General features: G+C 60.6%; 19 protein-coding genes and 4 pseudogenes. 9 read left to right on the forward strand and 14 right to left on the reverse strand.

Annotation, left to right across the window (positions count from 1 at the left end):
• The 8 genes from ACVWXD_RS22505 to ACVWXD_RS22540 are packed head-to-tail and all read left to right on the forward strand — an operon-like array spanning window position 1 to window position 6503.
• Window positions 1–1248 carry an NAD(P)/FAD-dependent oxidoreductase gene (locus tag ACVWXD_RS22505; protein ID WP_081797837.1) on the forward strand — a complete coding sequence of 416 codons (1248 nt, stop codon included), beginning with the start codon at window positions 1–3 and terminating at the stop codon, window positions 1246–1248.
• On the forward strand, window positions 1245–1979 hold the full coding sequence (locus ACVWXD_RS22510) for a class I SAM-dependent methyltransferase (RefSeq protein ID WP_032890309.1): 735 nt from the start codon (window positions 1245–1247) through the stop codon (window positions 1977–1979). The genes ACVWXD_RS22505 and ACVWXD_RS22510 overlap by 4 nt, the downstream gene beginning before the upstream one ends.
• On the forward strand, window positions 1976–2458 hold the full coding sequence (locus ACVWXD_RS22515) for a hypothetical protein (protein WP_032890308.1): 483 nt from the start codon (window positions 1976–1978) through the stop codon (window positions 2456–2458). Before ACVWXD_RS22510 ends, ACVWXD_RS22515 begins: the two co-directional genes overlap by 4 nt.
• Entirely contained in the window at window positions 2455–3621 is a 1167-nt protein-coding gene (locus ACVWXD_RS22520; RefSeq protein WP_122682117.1) for a beta-ketoacyl-[acyl-carrier-protein] synthase family protein, read from the forward strand. Before ACVWXD_RS22515 ends, ACVWXD_RS22520 begins: the two co-directional genes overlap by 4 nt.
• A complete protein-coding gene (locus ACVWXD_RS22525) occupies window positions 3618–4079 on the forward strand; it encodes an ApeP family dehydratase (protein WP_457371335.1) in 462 nt (153 codons plus the stop codon). Before ACVWXD_RS22520 ends, ACVWXD_RS22525 begins: the two co-directional genes overlap by 4 nt.
• Complete coding sequence (gene fabG / locus ACVWXD_RS22530) at window positions 4076–4804, forward strand: 3-oxoacyl-ACP reductase FabG (protein ID WP_032890302.1); 729 nt, start codon at window positions 4076–4078, stop codon at window positions 4802–4804. Before ACVWXD_RS22525 ends, fabG begins: the two co-directional genes overlap by 4 nt.
• Window positions 4804–6030 (forward strand): beta-ketoacyl-ACP synthase, encoded by a 1227-nt coding sequence (locus tag ACVWXD_RS22535; RefSeq protein ID WP_095186120.1) that lies wholly within the window; start codon window positions 4804–4806, stop codon window positions 6028–6030. Before fabG ends, ACVWXD_RS22535 begins: the two co-directional genes overlap by 1 nt.
• Before the next feature lie 26 nt (window positions 6031–6056).
• Window positions 6057–6503 carry a hypothetical protein gene (locus tag ACVWXD_RS22540; RefSeq protein ID WP_181643775.1) on the forward strand — a complete coding sequence of 149 codons (447 nt, stop codon included), beginning with the start codon at window positions 6057–6059 and terminating at the stop codon, window positions 6501–6503.
• A gap of 279 nt (window positions 6504–6782) precedes the next feature.
• Here the strand turns inward: ACVWXD_RS22540 and ACVWXD_RS22545 are convergent, their stop codons facing one another.
• Complete coding sequence (locus ACVWXD_RS22545) at window positions 6783–7676, reverse strand: LysR family transcriptional regulator (protein ID WP_122764232.1); 894 nt, start codon at window positions 7674–7676, stop codon at window positions 6783–6785.
• 184 nt (window positions 7677–7860) lie between these two features.
• On the opposite strand from ACVWXD_RS22545, the gene ACVWXD_RS22550 reads away from it, so the two are divergent.
• Window positions 7861–9069: an MFS transporter gene (locus ACVWXD_RS22550; protein WP_032890295.1), complete on the forward strand. Its 1209-nt coding sequence runs from the start codon at window positions 7861–7863 to the stop codon at window positions 9067–9069.
• A 194-nt stretch (window positions 9070–9263) separates the two neighbouring features.
• Here ACVWXD_RS22550 and ACVWXD_RS22555 read toward each other — a convergent pair.
• The 13 genes and pseudogenes from ACVWXD_RS22555 to pilM all read right to left on the reverse strand — a co-directional run.
• Window positions 9264–9362 (reverse strand): annotated as a pseudogene (locus ACVWXD_RS22555) (prepilin-type N-terminal cleavage/methylation domain-containing protein); the annotation flags it as partial.
• Window positions 9363–9734, reverse strand: a pseudogene (locus tag ACVWXD_RS22560) (type II secretion system F family protein); the annotation flags it as partial.
• Window positions 9718–10464 (reverse strand): annotated as a pseudogene (locus ACVWXD_RS22565) (lytic polysaccharide monooxygenase); the annotation flags it as partial. The pseudogenes ACVWXD_RS22565 and ACVWXD_RS22560, both read right to left, overlap by 17 nt.
• 325 nt (window positions 10465–10789) lie before the next feature.
• The gene (hemE, locus tag ACVWXD_RS22570) at window positions 10790–11857 is read right to left on the reverse strand and encodes a uroporphyrinogen decarboxylase (RefSeq protein WP_032890274.1); all 1068 of its coding nucleotides are present in this window, start codon (window positions 11855–11857) and stop codon (window positions 10790–10792) included.
• A 240-nt stretch (window positions 11858–12097) separates the two neighbouring features.
• Window positions 12098–13516 carry an FAD-dependent oxidoreductase gene (locus ACVWXD_RS22575; protein ID WP_099602017.1) on the reverse strand — a complete coding sequence of 473 codons (1419 nt, stop codon included), beginning with the start codon at window positions 13514–13516 and terminating at the stop codon, window positions 12098–12100.
• 32 nt (window positions 13517–13548) lie between these two features.
• A complete protein-coding gene (gltB, locus tag ACVWXD_RS22580; RefSeq protein ID WP_122753833.1) occupies window positions 13549–17994 on the reverse strand; it encodes a glutamate synthase large subunit in 4446 nt (1481 codons plus the stop codon).
• 353 nt (window positions 17995–18347) lie between these two features.
• Window positions 18348–19910, reverse strand: coding sequence for an SPOR domain-containing protein (locus ACVWXD_RS22585; protein ID WP_095186123.1), 1563 nt, complete (start codon window positions 19908–19910; stop codon window positions 18348–18350).
• 10 nt (window positions 19911–19920) lie between these two features.
• A complete protein-coding gene (gene aroB, locus ACVWXD_RS22590) occupies window positions 19921–21021 on the reverse strand; it encodes a 3-dehydroquinate synthase (protein ID WP_122682122.1) in 1101 nt (366 codons plus the stop codon).
• A 125-nt stretch (window positions 21022–21146) separates the two neighbouring features.
• Window positions 21147–21665, reverse strand: a complete 519-nt coding sequence (gene aroK, locus ACVWXD_RS22595) for a shikimate kinase AroK (RefSeq protein ID WP_010213757.1) — start codon at window positions 21663–21665, stop codon at window positions 21147–21149.
• 4 nt (window positions 21666–21669) lie between these two features.
• A pseudogene (locus tag ACVWXD_RS22600) lies at window positions 21670–22926 on the reverse strand (type IV pilus secretin PilQ); the annotation flags it as partial.
• 138 nt (window positions 22927–23064) lie between these two features.
• Window positions 23065–24036 (reverse strand): pilus assembly protein PilP, encoded by a 972-nt coding sequence (locus ACVWXD_RS22605; RefSeq protein WP_181643786.1) that lies wholly within the window; start codon window positions 24034–24036, stop codon window positions 23065–23067.
• On the reverse strand, window positions 24033–24584 hold the full coding sequence (locus ACVWXD_RS22610; RefSeq protein ID WP_095186126.1) for a PilN domain-containing protein: 552 nt from the start codon (window positions 24582–24584) through the stop codon (window positions 24033–24035). The genes ACVWXD_RS22605 and ACVWXD_RS22610 overlap by 4 nt, the downstream gene beginning before the upstream one ends.
• A complete protein-coding gene (gene pilM, locus ACVWXD_RS22615) occupies window positions 24581–25237 on the reverse strand; it encodes a type IV pilus biogenesis protein PilM (RefSeq protein WP_181643787.1) in 657 nt (218 codons plus the stop codon). The genes ACVWXD_RS22610 and pilM overlap by 4 nt, the downstream gene beginning before the upstream one ends.
• Window positions 25238–25252 lie beyond the last annotated feature (15 nt).

The raw sequence follows: 25252 nt of genomic DNA on the forward strand, positions 1-25252 counted from the left end.
GTGCCCACAGTTGAAATGGAACGTCGCCAGGTTGTCGTGATTGGTGCCGGCCCGTCCGGCGCCATCGCCGCCGCGCTGCTCAAGCGCAAAGGGCATGATGTATTGATCATCGAGCGCCAGCATTTTCCACGGTTCTCGATCGGCGAAAGCCTGCTGTCCCACTGCATCGACTTTATCGAAGAAGCTGGCATGCTCGACGCCGTGCAGGCCGCAGGCTTCCAGGTAAAAACCGGGGCAGCGTTCGCCTGGGGCGAGCGTTACAGCGCCTTTGACTTCAGCGACACCTTCAGCAACGGCAAGCCGACCACTTTCCAGGTGCAGCGAGGCGAGTTCGACAAGTTGCTGGCCGACCAGGCGGCATTGCAGGGCGTGGAGATCCGCTACGGTGAAACCATCGTCGGCGTGGATTTCGCGGGCGATAGCCGCTACCTGCATGTGCGCCGCGAAAACGGCAGCGAGTACCACATCAAAGCCAAGTTCGTGCTCGATGCCAGCGGCTATGGCCGCGTGCTGCCGCGCCTGCTGGATCTGGAAGCGCCGTCGAATTTTCCGGTACGCCAGGCGGTGTTCACTCATGTTGAAGACCGCATCGAACACCCAGGTTTCGACCGTACCAAGATCCTGGTAACCACTCACCCGACCAAACGCGATATCTGGTTCTGGACCATTCCGTTCAGCAATGGCCGGTGCTCGGTGGGCGTGGTCGCGGCCAAGGAGCACTTCGACGGCCGCGACGCTGACCTGGACGCCTGCCTGCGCGGCTTTATCGACGAAACTCCAAGCCTGTCCGGCGTGCTGAACAACGCGGTGTGGGACACGCCAGCGCGCACCATCGGCGGCTACTCGGCCAACGTCAAAACCCTGCACGGCCCGGGCTTTGCCCTGCTGGGCAATGCGGCGGAATTCCTCGACCCAGTGTTCTCCTCCGGTGTGACCATCGCCATGCGCTCAGCGAGCATGGCGGCAGCCCTGCTGGACCGTCAGCTCAAAGGCGAAACAGTGGACTGGCAAACCGAATTTGCCGCACCGTTGAAGCGCGGCGTCGACACCTTCCGCTGCTACGTCGAAGGCTGGTACGCGGGGACATTCCAGGATGTGATTTTCCACCCTGAAAGCTCGCCGGAGATTCGTCGCATGATCAGCGCGATCCTCGCAGGCTACGCGTGGGACGAGCGTAATCCGTTTGTCAGCGAGCCCAAGCGGCGGTTGCGGATGTTGTCGGAGATTTGCGCGAGTGAACCGACATGACATCTCAATACCTGAGTAAAAACTACGTCGAAGAAACCAAATTCGGTTTGTGGTTCCTGCGCAGCCACACCTGGCAGCACCATGTGCTGCGCGTGGCGATCAACGACCTGCGCAGCCTGTTCACCGACCCACTGCCCGAAGCGCCGGTATTGCTCGACGCCGGCTGCGGCCAGGGCAAGTCCTTCCAGTATTTGCAGCAGGTGTTCGCCCCCGAGCGCCTGATCGGGCTGGACGCAGACCCTCATAGCCTGGAATTGAGCAAGGCTGAAGCCACGCGCCAGGGCCTGGCCATCGAGCTGATCGGCAGCGACTGCGCCACCCTCGATGTGCCAGACGAGAGCGTCGATATCCTGTTCTGCCACCAGACCTTCCATCATCTGGTCGAACAGCATCGCGCACTCAAAGAGTTTTACCGAGTGCTCAAGCCGGGAGGCTATCTGCTGTTTGCCGAATCCACCGAAGCCTATATCGACACTTGGGTGATCCGCTGGCTGTTCCGCCACCCCATGCATGTGCAGAAAAGCGCCGAAGAATACCTGGAGATGCTCCGCGAGCAGGGCTTTGAATTCGGCCCGCAGAACGTTTCATACCCGTACCTGTGGTGGAGCCGTTCCAGCGACTTCGGCCTGCTGGAGCGCTGGGGCCTGCGCAACCCGCCGCCGGTGGGCCAGCGCGAAGAAACCCTGGTCAACTGTGTGGCGCGCAAGCCTCTGGCGAGTTGCGCACCATGATGCGCAGCCTGTTGATCGGTTGCCTGCTATTGCTGAGCGCCTGCGCCAGCCAGCCGCCGTTGCCGGAAAAAACGCCCGCGCTGGCGTTGCCAATGCAACTGCATGTGCAGCGCCATGCAGATGGCCAGAGCCAGGACTGGTTCCTGGTGGTCCAGCGCGAAGGCAGCGCAATCCGCTGGTCGATGATGGACCCGCTGGGCATCCCGCTGGCCCGGCAAAAACTGATCGATGGCGCCTGGCAGGCCGACGGCTTGCTGCCGCCCAATCCCCAGGCGCGGGAGCTGTTCGCCGCCCTGCTGTTTGCCCTGGCTTCAGCCGATGACGTGCGCGCGCTTTACCCCAGCGCCCAGGCAAGGGGCCTCACACGTACCCTGCCGGGGCATTGGCAAATCGTCTACCAATCCTCAGAAGTCTTCAGTGTGACCATGACCGGCCAACCCTTGAGCTACCGCATTACACCGCTCGGTGCCGCCCAATGACCGCCTACCTCAACGCCCTCGGCGTGATTTGCGCCCTTGGTCGCGGTCAGGAGCACGTCAGCCGCAGCCTGTTTGCCGGTGACTGTTCAGGCATGCGCGCCGAAAGCGGTTGGGTGCCGGAGCGCGTGTTGCCGGTCGGCAGTGTGCACGGCGAGCTTGCAACCATCCCGGTGGAACTCGGCCAGCAGAGCAGCCGCAATAACCAACTGTTGCTGGAAGCGGCGTTGCAGATCGAGAACGAGATTCGTCAGGCGATCCACACCTACGGCGCTTCGCGCGTTGGCGTCGTGTTGGGCACCAGCACCTCGGGCATCGACGAAGCCAGCCGCGGCATCGCCCTGTACCTGCGCGACAAGCACTTCCCCTGCGACTACGACTACCAGCAACAGGAACTCAGCGCCCCGGCGAACTTCCTCGCCGACTGGCTGCAACTGAGCGGCCCTGCCTACGTGATTTCTACCGCGTGCACCTCCAGCGCACGCGCCCTGATGAGCGCCCAGCGCTTGCTTGATCTGGGAGTGTGCGATGCGGTGATTTGCGGCGGCGTGGACAGCTTGTGCAAGCTGACCCTCAATGGTTTCAGCGCGCTGGAAGCCGTCTCGAATGAGCGTTGCAACCCTTTTTCGGCGAACCGCAACGGCATCAATATCGGCGAAGCGGCCGTGCTGTTTTTGATGAGTAAAGCGCCGGCACCGATTGCCTTGCTGGGCAGCGGCGCCAGCTGCGACGCACACCATATCTCCGCGCCCGAACCTACCGGCAAAGGCGCGTTGCAGGCGATGCGCAAGGCCTTGGCCAGTGCAAAACTGGCGCCGGAGCAGATCGGCTACCTGAACCTGCATGGCACCGCCACCCAGCACAACGACGCCATGGAAAGCCTGGCCGTCGCCAGCCTGTTCCCCGAAGGCGTAGCCTGCTCATCCACCAAACCCATGAGCGGCCACACCCTCGGCGCCGCCGGTGCGCTGGAAGCGGCCTTCTGCTGGCTGAGCCTGACTCACGGCCGCGTCCCACCCCACGTATGGGACGGCCAGGCCGACCCCGCGTTGCCCGCCTTGCAATGGGCACGCAGCGACGAAACCTTGGGAAAAACCTGCCTGATGAGCAACTCGTTTGCCTTCGGCGGTAATAACGTCAGCCTGATTATCGGAGAGGCCCCATGACCAACTGGCCACTCGCCGAGCTACTGCCCCACGCGGGCGACATGATCCTCATCGACCAAGTGCTGTCGTTCGACGAAGAGCAGATTCACACCCGTCTCACCGTCAAGCCTGGCGGCCTGTTCAACCGCCCTGACGGCAGCTTGCCGGCCTGGGTCGGCATCGAGTTGATGGCGCAGAGCGTCGCCGCCTACGCCGGTTGCCGCGCACGCCAAAGGGGCGAGGCGGTGGAACTGGGCTTCCTGCTCGGCACACGTAAGTTCGAATGCAACGTGGAACACTTCCCGGTGGGCGCCGAGCTGAACATCCACGGCCTGCGCTCCCTGGAAGACGACAACGGCATGGGTGTGTTCGAATGCCACCTGACCGGCGACGGTATCCAGGCTAGCGCCCGCTTGAACGTATTTCGACCGCCCCAGGCGGCCAATTATTTAGAAGAATCGAAGGACGAAACGCCATGACTGAATCCGTACTGGTCACCGGCTCCAGCCGTGGCATCGGCCGCGCCATTGCCCTGCGCCTGGCCCAGGCCGGCCATGACATCGTGCTGCATTGCCGCAGCGGCCGTGCCGAAGCCGATGCAGTGCAAGTCGAAATCGAAGCCCTTGGCCGCAAGGCACGGGTGCTGCAATTCGATGTGGCGGATCGTGCGACCTGCAAGGAAATCCTTGAGGCCGACGTCGAGCAACATGGCGCCTACTACGGCGTGGTGCTCAATGCCGGGCTGACCCGCGACGGAGCGTTCCCGGCCTTGTCGGAAGACGATTGGGACGTGGTGATGCGCACCAACCTGGATGGTTTCTACAACGTGCTGCACCCGGTGATGATGCCAATGATTCGCCGTCGCGCAGCCGGGCGTATCGTGTGCATTACCTCGGTGTCGGGGCTGATCGGCAATCGCGGCCAGGTCAATTACAGCGCCTCGAAAGCCGGCCTGATCGGCGCGGCAAAAGCCCTGGCCATCGAGCTGGGCAAGCGCAAGATCACTGTCAACTGTGTAGCCCCCGGCTTGATCGACACCGCGATGCTGGATGAAAACGTACCGGTGGAAGAGCTGATGAAAATGATCCCGGCACAGCGCATGGGCACTCCCGAAGAAGTCGCCGGTGCGGTGAATTTCCTGATGTCGGCCGAAGCCGCCTATATCACCCGCCAGGTGTTGGCCGTCAATGGAGGCTTGTGCTGATGAAACGTGTAGTCGTCACCGGCATGGCCGGCATGACCTCCCTGGGCGGAGATTGGGCGACCATCTCCGCCAACTTTCGCGCCAACCGCAGCGGCATTCGGCGCATGGACGAGTGGGACCGTTTTACCGAACTGAACACGCGCCTGGCCGGCCCTATCGACGATTTCGTCGTGCCGGCCCATTGGACCCGCAAGCAGCTGCGCAGCATGGGCCGTGTCTCGCGCCTGGCGGTATGGGCGGCGGAGCAGGCATTGCAGGACGCCGGGTTGCTCGGTGATGAGTCGATCAAGGATGGGCGCATGGGTGTGGCGTGTGGTTCGTCCACCGGCAGCACCGATGAGATCAAGGCGTTCGGCAATATGCTGCTCAATTCGGTGGCCGAGGGGCTGAACGCCAACTCCTATGTACGGATGATGCCGCACACCACGGCGGCGAATATCAGCATCTTTTTTGGCCTGACCGGGCGGCTGATCCCAACGTCCAGCGCCTGCACCAGCGGCAGCCAGGGCATCGGTTATGCCTATGAGGCGATCAAGTTCGGCCGCCTGCCCTTGATGCTCGCCGGCGGCGCCGAGGAGCTGTGCCCCACCGAAGCCATGGTGTTCGACGCGCTCTACGCCACCAGCCTGAAAAACGACGCCCCGCAAACCAGCCCACGCCCCTACGACAGCGGCCGCGACGGCCTGGTGATCGGCGAAGGCGGCGGCATGCTGGTACTTGAGGAGCTGGAACACGCCCTGGCGCGGGGTGCACATATTCACGCGGAACTGGTCGGCTTCGGCAGCAACGCTGACGGCCAGCACACCACCCGCCCGGAACAGAAAACCATGCGCCGCGCCATGGAGCTTGCCCTTGAGGACGCTGGGCTCACACCAGACGCGATTGGCTACGTGAACGGACACGGCACCGCCACCGATCAAGGCGACATCGCCGAGACCCTGGCCACCAGCAGCCTGTTCGGCAAGCGCATGCCCATCAGCTCGCAGAAAAGCTTCCTCGGCCACACCCTCGGGGCGTGCGGGGCGCTGGAGTCGTGGTTCAGCATCGAGATGATGAACCGCAACCAATACGTGCACACCTTCAATCTGGACTCCGTCGACCCGCAGTGCGGGGAGCTGGACTACCTGCAAGGTGAATTCCGCGAGATGCACCACGACTACGTGATGAACAACAATTTTGCCTTTGGCGGCGTGAATACGTCGCTGATCTTCCGCCGCTGGTCCTGACTTTTTAAACGATTGGAGAATACGGAATGTCTTCCTTGCTACGCGTCACCCTGATCACCCTGGCGCTGTTGACCACTGCCGGCTGCACCAGCAAACCGGTCCTCAACACCCAGCACGACCTGCCGGCGAACACCCAGGTCAGCGAAGAAAAAATGAAGACGGTTATCGTCAACGCCCTGCAAAAACGCGAGTGGACCGTGCAACGCCTGAGCCCGCAACTGGTGCAGGCCGAGATCACCGTGCGTAACCAGTACTACGCCGCCATCGACATCCGTTACACCCGCAACAGTTACGCCATCACCTACCGCGACAGCCGCGAGCTGGGCTACAAGGACGGCAAGATTCATCGCAACTACAACCGCTGGGTGAACAACTTGGACAGCGACATCATGGCGGGCTTGCGCAGCAATGGTGTGAGTAGTGAGGCAGGGTCGGCGGCGCAGTTGTTTGAGCAAACCGGGACCACCAAGTAAAACCGAGACTCCGTGGGGAGCGGGCGGTGCGAGGCCGCCCAATAAAGACGCGGGTATTTTTCTGTTAGAACTCAACGTCTGGTTTTGGGGCTGCTGTGCGGCCCAGCGCGGGTCAAGCCCGCTCACCACGAGTCTCTCGTTTTCTCAGGTTATGTTTTAGATACCTATCGGGAGCAGGCCTCCTCCCGCACTTGAACCGAGCACGCCCGGCAACGCTTGGCCGTCAAAGGAACAAGCTCCCTCACCACATTTTCGATGAAGCATTGCAACCTATGCACATCAGTGGGTGGCCTTAAGCGTCAACAACTCCACAAACGCCTTCGCCATCGGCGTCTGCGCGCCCTTGCGCTGTACCAGCCATACCGAGGTCACCGCCTCCGGGTCCAGTAAGGTGCGATACACCACTCCATCAATGCGGATGCGCTGGTAAGACGCTGGCAGCACCGACACGCCCAACCCCGCCGCCACCAGGCCGATGATGGTCATCGCCTCGCCCGCTTCCTGGGCGAAGTGCGGGCTGAAGCCAGCGTCGCGGCACAGGCTGAGCAGTTGGGCATACAGGCCGCTCCCATAGCTGCGTGGGAAAAACACAAACGGCTCGTCAGCTAACTGGGCCAGGTGCAAGCCACGCTCACTGCCTTCCACCAACGGGTGACCGGCACTCAGGACAGCAACCAGGGGTTCGCGCATCAGCTCGATCACATTCAACGAATCCGGCAATGGCAAGGGCCGCATCAACCCCACCTGAATCGACTCATCCACCAGCGACTCGGCCACTTCGGTGCTGCTCATTTCCTGCAGGTTCAAGTGCACCGCCGGGAAGGCCTGGCGAAACGCGAAGATCGCCTGGGGAATGCTCGCGTTGAAGGGCGCTGACGAAGTGAAGCCTATCTTCAACTCCCCCAGCTCACCCAACTGCGCCCGCCGCGCGACGTCCGCCGCCTTGTCCACCTGGGCCAGCACCAACCGCGCTTCGTGCAGGAACAAGCGCCCCGCCTCGCTCAGCTCAACCCGACGATTGGTACGCTCAAATAACCGCGCGCCCACCTCCTGCTCCAGCGCCTGGATCTGCTGGCTCAGGGGCGGTTGCGAGATGCCCAGCACCTGCGCGGCCCGGCCAAAGTGCAGCTCTTCGGCAACAGCGATGAAGTACCGCAGATGACGCAATTCCATGCAAACCCCATTAGGTCGTTAAAGCTATCAAACAGGTCGAACAATATATTGGAAAGAATCATTAGCCAGCTATATTCTTTTTTGCATTGCCAGCCCTGACAGGCTTTTGCTCCCCGAGGTCCCCGTGAAATCTGCTGTCGCTCCACTCGCTCAAGACGTCCCGCCCACCGCCCTCGATGAGGTAGTGGCTCAGCTCAATGACGCGTTCATCGAGAAAGGCACGCCGATGTTCATGCGCACGGTGCTGGCGCTGTTCTCAGGCGGTTTTGCTACGTTTGCCCTGCTGTATTGCGTGCAACCGATGATGCCGGCACTGTCCCACGAGTTTTCCATCAATGCCGCGCAAAGCAGCCTGATTCTCTCGGTGTCCACGGCGATGCTTGCGCTGGGTTTGCTGATCACCGGACCGATTTCCGACACCCTGGGGCGTAAGCCGGTGATGGTCGCCGCGCTGTTCTGCGCGGCGCTGGCCACGATTGCCAGCGGCCTGATGCCGTCCTGGGAAGGGATCCTGCTGATGCGTGCGCTGGTGGGCCTGTCACTCAGCGGCGTGGCCGCCGTCGCAATGACCTACCTGAGCGAAGAGATCCACCCCCAGCACATCGGCCTGGCCATGGGCCTGTACATCGGTGGCAATGCCATTGGCGGCATGAGCGGACGCCTGATCATCGGCGTGTTGATCGACTTCGTCAGCTGGCACACCGCAATGCTGATCATCGGCGCCCTGGCGCTGATCGCGGCCACGGTGTTCTGGAAAATCCTCCCGGAATCGCGCAACTTCCGCGCCAGCAGCCTCAAGCCACGTAGCCTGATGGACGGCTTTGTCATGCACTTCAAGGACGCGGGCCTGCCGTGGCTGTTTCTTGAAGCCTTCCTGCTGATGGGCGCGTTCGTGACGATGTTCAACTACATCGGCTATCGCCTGCTGGCCGACCCGTACGACCTGAGCCAGGCCGTGGTCGGCCTGCTGTCGTTGGTCTACCTCTCGGGCATCTACAGCTCGGCGAAAATCGGCTCCCTCGCCGACCGCCTCGGCCGCCGCCGTGTGCTGTGGGCCACCATCGTACTGATGCTCGCCGGCATGCTGCTGACCCTGTTCTCCCCGTTGTGGCTGGTGGTGCCGGGCATGCTGATCTTCACCTTCGGCTTCTTCGGCGCCCACTCGGTGGCCAGCAGCTGGATCGGTCGCCGAGCAGTCAAGGCCAAGGGGCAGGCGTCGTCGTTGTACCTGTTCTGCTACTACGCTGGCTCAAGCGTCGCCGGCACCACGGGTGGATTCTTCTGGCACCTCGCCGGATGGAACGGCATTGGTGCATTCATCGTGGCGCTGTTGATCGGCGCGTTGCTGGTCGCGTTGAAGTTGGCGAAGTTGCCGCCGCTGGCCTCGGCCTGAAAAGCCGAGGGTGTAACGATGCCCTACAGCTCAAGCCGTGCTTGCAGTCGATCATCGCGCTTCTCCAGCGTGAGCATCGAGAAGCCTCCCGTCTCCCGCTCAAGTGCCGCCAACCAGTTGAGCACGGCCGTGGCCTCGCCACTGAGGGTCAAACGCAGTCGTTCGTTTTCTACGTCGACCTGCTCAACCTTGAACTGCGGGACCACAATGGCTCCCAACACCCCAATGATCACGACCACCACCATGATTTCAATCAGGGTAAAACCACGTTGGCCCTTGGGCATTTTCACCATTCAGTTCACCAGTTGGTTGAGGCTGAGAATCGGCAAGAGAATGGCCATGACGATCAGCAGCACCACACCGCCCATCACCACCAGCATTGCCGGTTCGAACAAACTCACCACCAGCGTGATGCGGGCGGCGAGGCTTTTTTCCTGTTGCTCGGCGGCACGCGCCAACATCCTGTCGAGTTCACCGGCGCGTTCGCCGCTGGCGATCATGTGCAACATCAACGGGGGTATATCTCCACTGGCTTCAAGGCCACGACTCAGCGTGCCGCCCTCGCGAACCGAACGCGCGACGTCATGCATACGGGCGCGGATGGTCACATTGCCGATCACCGCCGCGGCAATTTCCAGGGCGTCCACCAGAGGTACGGCACTTTTCACCGGTGGCGGTGAATGCGCGTGCCTTGACCTTGTCACCCACCAGCAAGGTCGCCGATGGCGTGATACTGCCCACGGCACTCCAACCGCCCGGCAACTCGGGTTCGGCAAGGATATTGACATCGACCACGTTGTAGAACGCCGCGTCGGTGTCACCGACGGTCCAGATGCCCAGGATCACATGCGGACCGTTCTTATCCTGAGGGATCACACAGGCATGCTTGTCGCCGCTGACCGGCAGGACGTTACCACCGTCCACGACACAGAATGGCGTGCCTTCGAACGAGGCGCGCTTAAGCGGCTCATTCGGGTTCCAGCCATTGCGGGTAATGAAATACTCATGTTTGGTGGCTGGGTGTGCCGCAGTGTATGTCCAGTCGAAATTGATGTTTCTGTCCTTGATTTCGGTCTGGTGCCAACGGTTCGCGGATTGGGCGTCCATGGCCGAGAACAGGCCAATACCGCCGCTGGCGATCTTACCGTCGACCGGCCCCTGCAACGGCGCGCCCCCGACACCGGCCGGAAACCCCTTGAAGGTTTCACCGACACTTTGCGGCTCGTATTGTGCACCGCCGCAGTCCTTGTTCAGGCCTTTCTGGCACTGGAAGGCGCGTGAAGGTGGATCATTCAGATAACCATGAGCCTGTGCACTCTGAGCAGGTATCAACAATGCACTTAACAACGCTAGCGAAGAAACACCGCCCCAGCGCGACAGGTCCTTTTTAATCATTAAATTCGAGCCCTACTTAACCAGACAATAAAACCCACATCCGAAAATATGGAATACGTTTTTCAAGGTTTTTGTACTACGAGCGGGGCCGAATTCTACGGATATAGAAATTAATTAATGTAGGAATAGTTGAATAGTACTAATTGAAATTTCCCAAAAAGGAAAAGCACCACATTTAAGTAGGAACACTCCTACATAACAAAAGATTTAAACGCACTATGGCCAAGCGATAAAAAATCCGCCTAGCCATTCACAGTTCATTCAGGTTGTTAGCGACAACATCACCCTCTTAATTGGAAGAAGGTGATGAAGTAAAACAGGGAAACTACACGTGATATTGCGCGGACAACTCATGCACCGCTTGCAGGAAAGCGCCAGCGTGTTCCGGGTTCACTTCCGGCGTAATGCCATGACCCAGGTTAAACACGTGCCCGGTACCCTTGCCATAGCTGGCCAGGATGCGGCCGACTTCGGCGCGGATCGCTTCCGGCTTGGCGTACAGCACGGTCGGGTCCATGTTGCCTTGCAGCGCGACGCGGTTGCCCACGCGCTGGCGGGCTTCACCGAGGTCGCACGTCCAGTCCAGGCCTAATGCATCAGCGCCGGCGTCGGCGATGCTTTCCAGCCACAGGCCACCGCCCTTGGTGAACATGATGACCGGCACTTTGCGGCCCTCGTGCTCACGTATCAGGCCGCTGACGATCTTGCGCATGTAGGCCAGGGAGAACTCCTGGTACGCCGCCGCCGACAGGTTGCCGCCCCAGGTATCGAAAATCTGTACCGCTTGCGCACCGGCCATGATCTGGCCGTTGAGGTAGGACGTGACCGACTGGGCCAGCTTGTCCAGCAGCAGGTGCATGGCTTGAGGGTTGTCGTAGAGCATCGCCTTGGTCTTGCGGAAGTCTTTCGACGAGCCGCCTTCGACCATGTAGGTGGCCAGGGTCCAAGGGCTGCCCGAGAAGCCGATCAGTGGCACACGGCCGTTCAGCTCGCGGCGGATAGTGCTGACGGCGTCCATCACGTAGCCGAGGTCTTTGTGCGGATCAGGGATCGGCAAGGCTTCGATATCGGCCAGGGTGCTGACGACTTTCTTGAAACGCGGGCCTTCGCCGGTCTCGAAGTACAGGCCTTGGCCCATTGCATCAGGGATGGTGAGGATGTCGGAAAAGAGGATGGCCGCGTCCAGTTGAGGGTAGCGGTCCAGCGGCTGCAGGGTGACTTCGCAGGCGAACTCCGGGTTCATGCACAGGCTCATGAAATCGCCGGCGTGGGCGCGACTGGCGCGGTATTCCGGCAGGTAGCGACCGGCTTGACGCATCATCCACACAGGGGTGACGTCCACGGGTTGCTTGAGCAGGGCACGAAGGAAACGGTCGTTCTTGAGGGCAGTCATGTCGGCATCCGCAAAAAAAGTGCGGGCATTTTCTCAGAGCGCGACGCAAAAGGCACGGCAAGAGCGGTGCCTTTTGTCTATCGGGTCAATTTGTCGCGGACATGGAAGCGCTGCAAAACCAATGTGGGAGGGGGCTTGCACCCGATAGCGGTGTGTCAGTCTCAGTATCTGTCACTGAACCACCGCTATCGGGGGCAAGCCCCCTCCCACATTTTTGACCGCACTTCAGCCTGAAATGGGTTAGACGTTCAGGTAGTCCAGGATCCCTTCGGCGGCATTGCGGCCTTCGAAGATCGCGGTCACCACCAGGTCAGACCCGCGCACCATGTCGCCACCGGCAAAGATTTTCGGGTTGCTGGTCTGGTGCTTGTACTGGCCTTGTTCCGGGGCTACCACACGGCCCTGGCTGTCGGTTTGGATCTCGAACTGCTCGAACCACGGCGCCGGGCTTGGGCGGAAACCGAAGGCGATGACCACGGCGTCGGCCGGGATGATCTCTTCGGAACCCGGGATCGGCTCGGGGCTGCGACGGCCACGGGCGTCCGGTTCGCCGAGACGGGTCTCGACCACCTTCACACCTTCGACACGGTCTTCACCGACGATCGCAATCGGCTGACGGTTATAGAGGAATTTCACGCCTTCTTCCTTAGCGTTCTTCACCTCTTTGCGCGAACCCGGCATGTTGGCTTCGTCACGGCGATACGCGCAGGTCACCGACTTGGCGCCCTGACGAATCGAGGTACGGTTGCAGTCCATCGCGGTGTCGCCACCGCCGAGTACCACGACCTTCTTGCCTTTCATGTCGACGAAATCTTCCGGCGACTTTTCAAAGCCCAGGTTGCGGTTGACGTTTGCGATCAGGAAGTCGAGCGCGTCATACACGCCAGGCAGATCCTCACCGGCAAAGCCGCCCTTCATGTAGGTGTAAGTACCCATGCCCATGAACACGGCATCGTATTCGGCGAGCAGTTGCTCCATGGTGATGTCTTTGCCGATTTCGGTATTGAGGCGGAACTCGATACCCATGCCGGTGAACACTTCACGACGGTGGCTCAGTACGGTTTTTTCCAGCTTGAACTCGGGGATACCGAAGGTCAGCAGGCCACCGATTTCCGGGTTCTTGTCGAACACCACCGGGGTCACGCCGCCACGCACCAGCACGTCGGCACAGCCAAGGCCCGCCGGGCCCGCACCGATGATCGCCACGCGCTTGCCGGTCGGCTTGACCTTGGACATGTCCGGGCGCCAGCCCATGGCGAACGCGGTGTCAGTGATGTACTTCTCCACCGAACCGATGGTCACCGCACCGAAGCCGTCGTTCAGGGTGCAGGCACCCTCACACAGACGGTCCTGCGGGCACACCCGGCCGCAGACTTCCGGCAGGGTGTTGGTCTGGTGCGACAGCTCGGCGGCGGCGAGGATGTTGCCCTCGGCCACCAATTTCAGCCAGTTGGGAATGAAGTTGTGCACCGGGCACTTCCATTCGCAATACGGGTTACCGCACCCCAGGCAGCGATGGGCCTGGTCGGCCGAGTGCTGGGGTTTGAAGGGTTCGTAGATTTCCACGAACTCTTTCTTGCGTTGACGCAACAGTTTCTTCTTCGGATCTTTGCGCCCGACATCGATGAACTGGAAGTCGTTATTCAGACGTTCAGCCATGTTAAAACCTCATCAAACTCTTCAGGCGCATATCACTGCGGGTTGGCACGGATGCTGGAAAGCAACGATTTCAGGTTGGCAGCCTTGGGCTTGACCAGCCAGAAACGACGCAGGTAATCATCGAGGTTCTCGGCGAGGTTACGGCCCCATTCGCTGCCGGTCTCCTCGACGTACTCGTCCAGCACGTGCTGCAAGTGGTTCCGGTAGGATTCCATGGCTTCGCCGCTGATCCGCTGGATCTCGACCAACTCGTGGTTGACCTTGTCGACGAAGGTGTTGTCCTGGTCGAGCACGTAGGCGAAACCGCCAGTCATGCCCGAACCGAAGTTGTAACCGGTCTTGCCCAGTACCGCGACAAAGCCCCCGGTCATGTACTCGCAGCAGTGATCGCCAGTGCCTTCCACCACGGTGTGGGCACCGGAGTTACGCACGGCGAAACGCTCACCGGCAGTACCCGCGGCGAACAGCTTGCCACCGGTAGCGCCGTACAAGCAGGTGTTACCGATGATGGCACTCTCCTGGCTCTTGTAGACGCTGCCTTTAGGCGGAACGATCACCAGCTTGCCGCCGGTCATGCCCTTGCCCACGTAGTCGTTGGCGTCGCCTTCCAGGTACATGTGCAGGCCGCCGGCGTTCCACACGCCAAAGCTCTGGCCAGCGGTACCCTTGAAGCGGAAGGTGATTGGCGCTTTCGCCATCCCTTGGTTGCCATGCTTGCGCGCGATTTCACCGGAGATGCGTGCGCCGATGGAACGGTCGCAGTTGCAGATATCCAGAGCGAATTCGCCACCACTGGCGTCATTGATAGAGGAACCGGCCATTTCGACCATCTTCTCGGCCAACAGGCCTTTGTCGAACGGCGGGTTGCGATCCACCTGGCAGAATTGTGGCTTGTCTGCCGGGATGTGATCGCTCCCCAACAACGGCGTCAGGTCCAGGTGCTGTTGCTTGGCGGTCTGGCCTTCGAGGATGTCCAGCAGATCGGTGCGACCGATCAGCTCTTCCAGCGAACGCACGCCCAGCTTGGCCAGCCACTCACGGGTTTCTTCGGCGACGTAGGTGAAGAAGTTCACCACCATGTCGACGGTGCCGATGTAGTGATCCTTGCGCAGCTTCTCGTTCTGAGTGGCGACGCCGGTGGCGCAGTTGTTCAGGTGGCAAATGCGCAGGTATTTGCAGCCCAGGGCGATCATCGGCGCGGTGCCGAAACCGAAACTCTCGGCGCCGAGGATCGCGGCCTTGATCACGTCGAGGCCGGTTTTCAGGCCGCCGTCAGTCTGCACACGGACCTTGCCGCGCAGGTCGTTGCCGCGCAGGGTCTGGTGAGTTTCGGCCAGGCCGAGTTCCCAAGGTGCGCCGGCGTACTTGATGGAGGTCAGCGGGGATGCACCGGTACCGCCGTCGTAGCCGGAGATGGTGATCAGGTCGGCATAGGCCTTGGCCACACCGGCGGCAATGGTGCCCACGCCCGCTTCCGCTACCAGTTTCACCGAGACCAGCGCCTGCGGATTGACTTGTTTCAGGTCGAAAATCAGCTGCGACAAGTCTTCAATCGAGTAGATGTCGTGGTGCGGCGGTGGCGAAATCAGGGTCACGCCAGGCACTGCATAACGCAGCTTGGCGATCAGACCGTTGACCTTGCCGCCTGGCAGCTGGCCGCCTTCACCGGGCTTGGCGCCCTGGGCAACCTTGATCTGCAGCACTTCGGCATTGACCAGGTATTCCGGGGTCACGCCGAAACGGCCAGTGGCAACCTGCTTGATTTTCGAGCTCTTGATGGTGCCGTAGCGCGCCGGGTCTTCACCGCCTTCACCGGAGTTGGAACGCGCGCCCAGGCGGTTCATGGCTTCGGCCAGTGCTTCGTGAGCCTCAGGCGACAGAGCGCCGAGGGAAATACCGGCGGAGTCGAAGCGCTTGAGGATCGATTCCAGCGGCTCAACTTCGCTGATGTTCATCGGCGTGTCCAAGGTCTTCACCTTGAACAGGTCGCGGATCATGGACACCGGGCGGTTATCCACCAGCGAGGTGTATTCCTTGAACTTGGCGTAGTCGCCCTGCTGCACGGCGGCTTGCAGAGTGCTCACCACGTCCGGGTTGTACGCGTGGTATTCGCCACCGTGCACGAACTTGAGCAGGCCGCCTTGCTGGATCGGCTTGCGCGCGCTCCAGGCTTCGGCAGCCAGGGCTTTCTGTTCGGCTTCGATGTCGACGAAACGCGCGCCTTTGATACGGCTCGGCACACCACGGAAGCTCAGGTCGCAGACTTCTTCGGACAGGCCGATGGCTTCGAACAATTGAGCACCGCGATAAGACGTGACGGTGGAGATGCCCATCTTGGACAGGATCTTCAACAGGCCTTTGGTGATGCCTTTACGGTAGTTCTTGAACACCTCATAGAGGTCGCCCAGCACTTCACCGGTACGGATCAGGTCGCCCAGCACTTCGTACGCGAGGAACGGGTACACCGCCGAGGCGCCGAAGCCGATCAACACCGCGAAATGATGCGGGTCGCGGGCGGTGGCGGTTTCGACAAGGATGTTGGAGTCGCAGCGCAGGCCTTTTTCGGTCAGGCGGTGGTGCACCGCTCCGGTGGCGAGCGAAGCGTGGATCGGCAGCTTGCCTGGGGCAATATGGCGGTCGGTCAGCACGATCTGGGTACGACCGGCGCGCACAGCTTCTTCGGCCTGGTCGGCGACGTTGCGCACAGCGGCTTCAAGGCCGAGGCTCTCGTCGTAGTTCAGGTCAATGATCTGGCGGTCGAAACCTGGACGCTCCAGGGTCATCAACGAACGCCACTTGGCCGGGGAAATAACCGGCGAGCTGAGGATCACGCGGGAAGCGTGCTCAGGCGATTCCTGGAAGATGTTGCGCTCGGCACCGAGGCACACTTCCAGGGACATCACGATGGCTTCGCGCAGCGGGTCGATCGGTGGGTTGGTCACCTGGGCGAACTGCTGGCGGAAATAGTCGTACGGCGTGCGCACGCGCTGGGACAGTACAGCCATCGGCGTGTCATCGCCCATGGAGCCGACGGCCTCGTAACCTTGCTCGCCGAGCGGACGCAGCACTTGGTCGCGCTCCTCGAACGTGACCTGGTACATCTTCATGTACTGCTTGAGCTGGTCAACGTCATAGAAAGCCGAACCGTGGTCGTTGTCTTCCATGGTCGCCTGGATGCGCAGGGCGTTCTTGCGCAGCCATTGCTTGTACGGGTGACGGGACTTCAAGCGGTTGTCGATGGCGTCGGTGTCGAGGATCTGCCCGGTTTCGGTGTCCACGGCGAGGATCTGGCCAGGGCCTACGCGACCTTTGGCGATGACGTCTTCAGGCTTGTAGTTCCACACGCCGATTTCCGACGCGAGGGTGATGAAACCGTTGGTGGTGGTGACCCAGCGCGCTGGGCGCAGACCGTTACGGTCGAGCAGGCACACCGCATAGCGGCCGTCGGTCATAACCACGCCAGCCGGGCCGTCCCACGGCTCCATGTGCATCGAGTTGTACTCATAGAACGCCCGCAAATCGGGGTCCATGGTCTCGACGTTCTGCCACGCAGGCGGAATGATCATGCGCACGCCGCGGAACAGGTCGATGCCACCGGTGACCATCAGTTCGAGCATGTTGTCCATGCTGGAGGAGTCGGAACCGACGCGGTTAACCAGCGGGCCGAGCTCTTCCAGGTCCATCAGATCGTTGGCGAACTTGGTGCGACGGGCCACGGCCCAGTTGCGGTTGCCGGTGATGGTGTTGATCTCGCCGTTATGGGCGAGGAAGCGGAATGGCTGGGCCAGCGGCCATTTCGGCAGGGTGTTGGTGGAGAAGCGCTGGTGGAACACGCAGATCGCTGTTTGCAGGCGCTCATCGCTCAGGTCTGGATAGAAGGCGGTCAAGTCCGCCGGCATCATCAGGCCTTTATAGATGATGGTCTTGTGGGAAAAGCTGCAGATGTAGTGGTCGGCATCGGCGGCGTTGGCCACGGACGAGCGACGACGGGACGTGAACAGCTTGATTGCCATGTCCTGGTCGCTCAGGCCGTCACCGGCGATGAACACTTGTTCGATCTGCGGCAGGCGCTCCAGGGCCAGGCGGCCGAGCACGCTGGTGTCGATTGGCACTTTGCGCCAGCCGACCAGTTGCAAGCCGGCAGCGACGATCTCGCGGTTCATGTTCTCGCGAGCGGCTTCGGCTTTGACCGGGTCCTGGTTGAAAAACACCATGCCCACGGCGTACTGCTTGGGCAGGTCGACAGCGAAATGCTCTTTGGCGACCGCGCGCAGGAATTGGTCGGGCTTTTGAATCAGCAAGCCACAACCGTCACCGGTCTTGCCGTCGGCGTTGATCCCACCGCGGTGGGTCATGCAGGTCAGGGCCTCGATGGCCGTTTGCAAAAGGGTATGACTGGGCTCGCCCTGCATATGGGCTATCAGGCCGAAACCGCAGTTATCCTTGAATTCATCGGGTTGGTACAGACCTGCTTTCATAGACACTTTCTCACCAGGCTGCCTCTTATACCGAGGCAAATTTCTTTTCAATTCAACCGGTTACCTTCCACGCCGAACGTACGCCGGCTTAGCGGGGGCAAAAGGGAGGTCATTGTACACACCGACACAGACGCTCACAAATTTAGCGACGAAATGTCGCAAATCTATGTCGCATTTATGAAAGGTTTAAAGCGATATGCTGTGCTAGTCAAAACTTTTTTAATTCTGACCGCTACGACTCAAAAGCTACTGTGACGCAGACACCACAAAGCGCGCGGCTTCTGGGAAGCTGCACGCACTTGAGGATTTTTTTGAGGTGCCGGGAGGGCGGCTTGGGTAAAGCCGCCGGATCTTCAGCGAGTTGCTGCCAGTTCTTGTTGAACGCTGGCAACAGTGCGAGGCCAAGGTTTACCAGCCTGAACCTTCGCTGGCAAGGATTTGATCGCAGAATCAGCTGCTGCACGGCTGGAGAAGTTGCCGTAGGTGATCACGTAAAGAGGCTTGCCGTTGAGCACTTTCTTGAAATAACGGTACTCGCCGCCCTGCTCTTTCACGAAGGCCTGAGCGTTGGCTTCGGAGCTGGTGCCGAGGATCTGCACCACGAAGTTACCGGTCGGCTGGCTGGCGTACCAGCTGCTGCCGGCGGCGCCTGCTTTGGCGACAGTGGCAGGTTTTTCCGCAGGCTTGGTCACCGGCGCGGGTTTGGCTGCTGGAGCAGGCGCTACGGGCTTGGTGACAGGTGCAGGCTTGGCAGTCGCGATAGTTGGCGCTGGCGTCGGCACTGCGGCTGGCTTGGCGGCCGGCTGACCCGCTGGCACACCCGCAGGTGGCGCGGTGGTAGTCACGGTCGGCGGTGTAGCGCTGGAGCCCTCTACGGGCACGCCGTCGTCGCCTTCGGAGATGCCACCGGCTTCTTCGGCGAGTGGGCCGCGCATCACAGGCTGACCAACCATTGGCAGGTTGGTCGGTTGGCCGGAATTGGCGAACTCGACATTCGGCGTGGGTTTACCCAGTGGCAACTGCGCCTGTTCGGTTGGCGCGCTGGCGGTGGTCGGCGCCTTGTTGCGACCCGGGATCAACCAGGCGGCGGCAACAGCGACCACGACAACGGCAGAAATCGCCAGTACGTGCTTCTTAGGCATAGTGAACCCCATCTTTGGACGCTTGACCGCAGAGCGGCTGGCAATCATGGCTTCGATCATTGCATCGCGGGCAACCTGGTTGATGGTGCCAGGCCAGCCGTCGGAGCTTTCGTGAATATCAGAGATCTGATTTGCCGTGAAAAGTTCGATACCGGCCCCGGCGCCTTCGAGGCGTTGAGCCAGGTATTCACGGGTTTCTTCCTCTTCGTACGGCTGCAGTTCGATGACGTGGAACAGCTCCTGATCACCACTGATCTGCTCCAGATCGGCGATCAGCGACGACTCACCGAACAGGAACACATGGGGACGACCTTCCGGCGTACCCGCCGCCAGCGCCAACAGCGCTTCCAGTGCGGATTCGTCGAGCTGCTCGGCGTCATCCACCAGCAGGTAGACTTCCTGGCCGGTCAGGCCAAGTTGCACGATTTGTTTGAGAATCGCGCTCGGCTCAGCAGTGGATACGTCCAGGGCCTGGGCAACCTGGCGCAGCACGCCGGCCGCATCACCGGCACCACGGGCAGACACCACCACGCTCTGTACCGATTGTTTGTTGGTGCTGGCAACCAGGGCCTGGCGCAGCAAGGTCTTGCCGCTGCCCAACGGACCGGTCACGACCAGCAGTAGCTGGCTGTAGCGCGCCAAGTGGTGCAGCTGCCCGAGCACCGGCTTGCGCTGGGCCGGGAAAAATTTGAAACCAGGCACCCGTGGAGCAAAAGGGTCGTGGCTTAACTGGTAATGGCCGAGGAACGCCTCGTCGGCATGCAAACTAGTCATCGGGATCTTATTAACCTTTAAGCTGGGCCAGGGCGCGGTAATCCGCTCCCAGCGTGGCCTGTAAAATCTCTTTCGGATAATCGTCGGTCACTAACGCTTCGCCCATGCGGCGCAGCAGCACCAGTCGTAGTCGACCGTCGATCACTTTCTTATCTATCGCCATGTGTTCGAGAAAGTCGGCCTCGGTCATCTCCTCAGGCGGAATGACCGGCAAACCGGCGCGCTGGAACAGGCGGATACCGCGATCACGCTCCTGGGCGCTGATCCAACCCAGGCGTTGCGACATCTCAAGTGCCATCACCGTGCCAGCCGCTACAGCCTCCCCGTGCAACCACACACCATAGCCCATGTGCGTTTCGATCGCATGGCCGAAGGTGTGGCCGAGGTTCAAAGTGGCCCGTACACCGGATTCCCGTTCGTCGGCATTCACCACCAGCGCCTTCGCGGCACAGGAGCGGGAAATCGCTTCGGTGAGCGCCACCTGGTCGAGGCCGCGCAAGGCGTCCACGTGTTCTTCCAGCCAGGTCAGGAACGGCTCGTCGCAAATCAGCCCGTACTTGATGACTTCCGCCAGGCCCGCCGACAGCTCGCGTGGTGGCAGGGTGTTGAGGGTCGCGGTATCGATCAGCACGGCTTGGGGCTGATAAAACGCGCCTACCATGTTTTTGCCAAGCGGATGGTTGATACCTGTCTTGCCGCCCACCGACGAATCGACCTGGGACAGCAGGGTGGTCGGCACCTGAATAAAGTCCACGCCACGCTGGTAGCAGGCCGCCGCAAAGCCGGCCATGTCGCCGATCACACCGCCGCCCAAGGCAATCACGGTGGTGCGACGGTCATGGCGCGCGGTCAGCAGGCCATCAAAGATCAGTTGCAGGGTTTCCCAGTTCTTGTGGGCTTCGCCGTCGGGCAAAATCACGGAAATCACTGAGTACGCCGCCAGGCTGCGGCTCAGACGCTCAAGATACAGCGGCGCGACCGTTTCGTTGGAGATGATCGCCACTTGCCGCCCGGCAATATGCGGTGCGAGCAACTCGGGCTGGTCCAACAGACCTTCGCCAATATGGATCGGGTAGCTGCGCTCGCCTAGATCGACCTTAAGTGTCTGCATGTGTCCCCGCGTTGAAGATGTGTTGACGACCGGCAACGTCGAGACCCGACGTCGCCTGATGGCTCTACGCCACACCCTGCAGGGTGATAGCGCGCCGCCGAGAATAGCGCATTTCGGGCCTGGCTTTAACGGGGTGGCAGCCGTTGCAGGCGCTCAAGAATGTCGAGGACCACCATGCGAGGCGGCCGCTCATCGGTTTCCACCACCAGATCGGCGATTTCCCGATACAGCGGATCGCGCAGCGTGAGTAGGTCCCGCAAGGTTTTTTCCGGGTTGGCCGTGCGCAGCAACGGGCGATTACGATCACGGGCGGTGCGGCCTACCTGCTGCTCGACCGACGCATGCAAATAGACCACCCGACCACCGGCATGCAGCGCCCGACGATTTTCATCGCGCATCACCGCGCCACCGCCGGTGGCCAATACCACGCCGTCGCAGCCGCACAGCTCAGCGATCATCGCCTGCTCGCGGTCACGAAAGCCCAGCTCGCCTTCTTTATCGAAGATCCATGGGATATTGGCACCCGTGCGCAATTCAATTTCCTTGTCGGAATCTTTGAATGGCAGGCGCAGCTCTTTGGCCAGCAAACGGCCGATGGTGCTTTTTCCAGCCCCCATCGGTCCTACAAGAATCAAATTTCGCACAGAATCAACGACTCACAGCAATCGCCTGGTTATTCATAATACGCGGAGTCAGGAATACCAGCAGCTCGGATTTTTTATCCGCCACCACATCGCGCCGGAAAAGGCGGCCAAGATACGGCACATCGCCCAAAAATGGCACTTTATCTACCACTTTGCTTTGGGTATTGGAGAAAACACCGCCAATGACGATCGTCTCTCCATCCTTGACCAACACCTTGGCGTTGACCTCGTTTTTCTTGATCGGCGGTACGTCGTTGAGTTTATTGAGGTAGTCGGGCTCATCCTTGGTGACTTTGACCACCATGATCACATGGTCATCGGGGGTGATTTGCGGGGTAACCTCCAATGAAAGGGAGGCCTCCTTGAACGACACCGACGTCGCACCTTGGGAGGTGGATTCCTGGTAGGGAATTTCCGTGCCCTTCAGAATGCGCGCGGTTTCCTTGTCGGAGGTGACCACCTTGGGCTGTGAGACGATTTCTCCATTGCCGGTTTTCTCCATGGCGGTCAGTTCCAGGTCGAGCAGCAGGTTGTCGGTGATATACGCAATGCCCAGGCCGGAGGTACCAGTAAGCGAACCCAGATCTACGAACGGCGAGCTGGGTGCATTTTCAGGAGTTTGGGCACCGTCCGACTGAGGCTTCTGAATACCTCCGGCGGCCCAATTCCCTCGATTGAGGCGACCTCCCCAGCGCGCACCCAGGCTTTTGTCGTAGTCGACGTTGGCCTCGACAATCCGCGCCTCGATCATCACCTGGCGCACCGGGATATCCAACTGCGCCACGATCCGGCGCAGCTCTTCCAAACGCTCGCCGGTCTGGTAGGCAATGATGTTGTTGGTGCGGTCATCTACGGCCACCGAACCGCGCTCATCCGTCGTTCCTTCAAAGCCGTTCACCGACTGGAACAGCTTGGCCAGGTCCGCCGCCTTAGCGTAGTTGACCTGCAATAATTCACGCCGCAGGGGCGCCAGGTCGGCCATCTGCTTGCGCGATTCCAGCGTGAGCAATTCACGAGCGGCCAACTCCTCGGCGGGCGCCACCAGTAGCACTCCGGCCTTTATCCGTTTATCCAAACCTTTAGTTTGCAGCACAAGATCCAGCGCTTGATCCCAGGGCACATGCTTGAGGCGTAGGGTGATGGAGCCCTGCACATCGTCGCTGACCACCAAGTTGAGGCCGGCCACATCGGCGATTTGCTGCAATACGGCGCGCAGACCAATATCCTGGAAGTTGAGGCTCAGCTTTTCACCTGTATAGGCGCCCGACACCGCATTCCCGGGAGGCGGTAGCTGGATAAGATCCACACGATTGGGCACAGCAACAGCCATCGGTGCCGTGAACGCTATCCATAGCGCCACACCGAAGGACGAGAAAGTCCTTTTCATTGTTTGATTCCGTTATGAGTGGAGGTTTAATACGAGGGTTCGCGGGCGCTCCAGCCATGCGCCCTGTTCATCGGGAAACAACTCGACCAGCTCGATATGGCCGTCATGAATCGCTGTGATTCGACCATGATCCGGCCCGAGGTAATCGCCGACCGCCAGGCGATGCAACGTAGAGGCCTGGCGCAGCAGGACGAAAGTCTGCGCCCCGCGGGACAACGTGCCGACCATGTCGAACTGATCCACAGAGAGACCTTCCAAGGCTCCACGCGAACGAGCCAGGTCTGGGGCAACAGCCGCCCGTCCACGCGAGTGATCGACGTGCAAGGCAAGGAGCTGGAACGGATCACGTAGACCGGAGGCGTCGTAGACAAAGGGTTGTTCTTGCAGGGCTGGCGCGCCCCGTTTAACGCTTTTCTGGCTACGCCAATAGCTCTTGGCCAGCAGATCAAGCCGCAGTAGCTTGCCATCACTTCGGAGAGCAACGTCATGCACCGTAGCGATGCGCGAGAGGCCACCTAGGGCACTCAGAAACGTCGCCAGGTCGTGATAGGCGCCGGTGACGCCGACCTGGACAGGCTGTTCGTTATAGAGTGGCCGAGACAGCTCATCCAACGGCGTGACGCTCTCTATCACCAACCCATTAGCCAGTGCTAACCGAGCGATGTCCTCCAGCAAGCCGGGCACCTCGGACTCACCAGGCAATTGCTGAAGAAGCCCGCTGACCTTTTCCTGCATCAGTTGGAACTGGCGAGCCTGGTCTTCAAGATCCGCGGCCACGTCAGTTTTTTCCGCGCGTTGCTGCTGCAGGGCAACACCTTGAACCTCGACCTGTCGCAATCGCTCCCGTGATGAGCTCAGGTATAGAAGGTCACCCACCACCAGCACTATGCCGGCCAGCGCACAGCCCAGCAGGACTTTGCCAGGTAAGGGCCATTTTGCAGCGTTGTGAGTCAGCGCGGAAAATTCGAGCCTGGGCAGGCTCATGGCTGGGCCTCGGAGGATTCTCCCTGGCGTACCATCAACTGGAATTCGTTGGTGCCGCGAGCGCCGTCGGCTCGCACATGTTGCAGGCGCGTAGAGTGTGCACCTTCGGAGGCTTCCAGGCGGCGCATCAACTGGGCAATGTCCTGGCTGGATTCAGCGCTGCCACTGATACTCACCGTATCGCCTTTGGCGACGACCTCATGCAAATGCACGCCATCAGGGACCGCACGGGCCAACTGATCGAGCAGTTGTGCGCCGGCGGAGCGATTATCGTGCAAGTCTTGTACGACCTTCATGCGTTCCGCCAGTTGCTGGCTTTGCACCTGAAGGTCATCAATGGTCTTGATACGCGAGTCCAGCACGGCGACGTCCTTGCTCGCATGATTATTGCGCGTCACCTGCCGGTCGATCGCCTGGTCGATCACCTGATCCGCCAGCCACACCGCCGCAAGCGCCACGCAGGCAAACGCCGCCAGCAGCATCAGGAAATATTTACGCCGCCGTTCCGCCAGCGCCTGGCGCCAAGGCAAAAAATTGATTCGTGTCATCCAGCGAAACTCCTCAGGGCCAACCCGCAAGCGACTCCCATCCCAGGGGCATCGACGACCCACTGTGTACCATCAACTCGATGGCCAAGTGTGAAGCTGGCGAAATCCTGACTGCAAGCGTGCGCCAATGCAAACTCTTCGATGTCCACGACACTGGTCGCCAACCCAGCCAGCGCCAAAACGGCTTCACGGGCCTCGACGTGCTCCTTGAGACAGGCTGCCAGCAATACCTCGACCCGCGCTGCCCCCTGCGCCGAAATGCCCTGAACCTGAAAATCCAGTGCCACTTCATCCAGCGGATAAGGAATGTATTGATCTGCTTCCATCTGAATCCTCCAGGCCATTTCGTCATCACTCAGCCCTGCAGGCATTTCAATTACCCGAGTAATCACCGAAGGCCCCGCAACGGCAACAGCCGCCCGCTTGGCCGACGTGCCAAGCCGAGACAGTGCGATGTAAAGCGCCTGCCCAATACCTTCCAGGTCCAGCAGGGTGCCATCGACTACCGAATGGGCAGACAGCGCCTGTGTGGCGTAGCTTTGCACGGTGTAACCGCTGGCTGAACGACTGATTTCAACCAGCTTGATCCCCGCTTCATTGATGTCGACGCCCAGGACGGTGTCGTCTTTTCGCCTGAAAAATCCCTTTTCCATAAAACTCCCCAAAAC

This window comes from Pseudomonas sp. TE3911 (assembly GCF_054062775.1).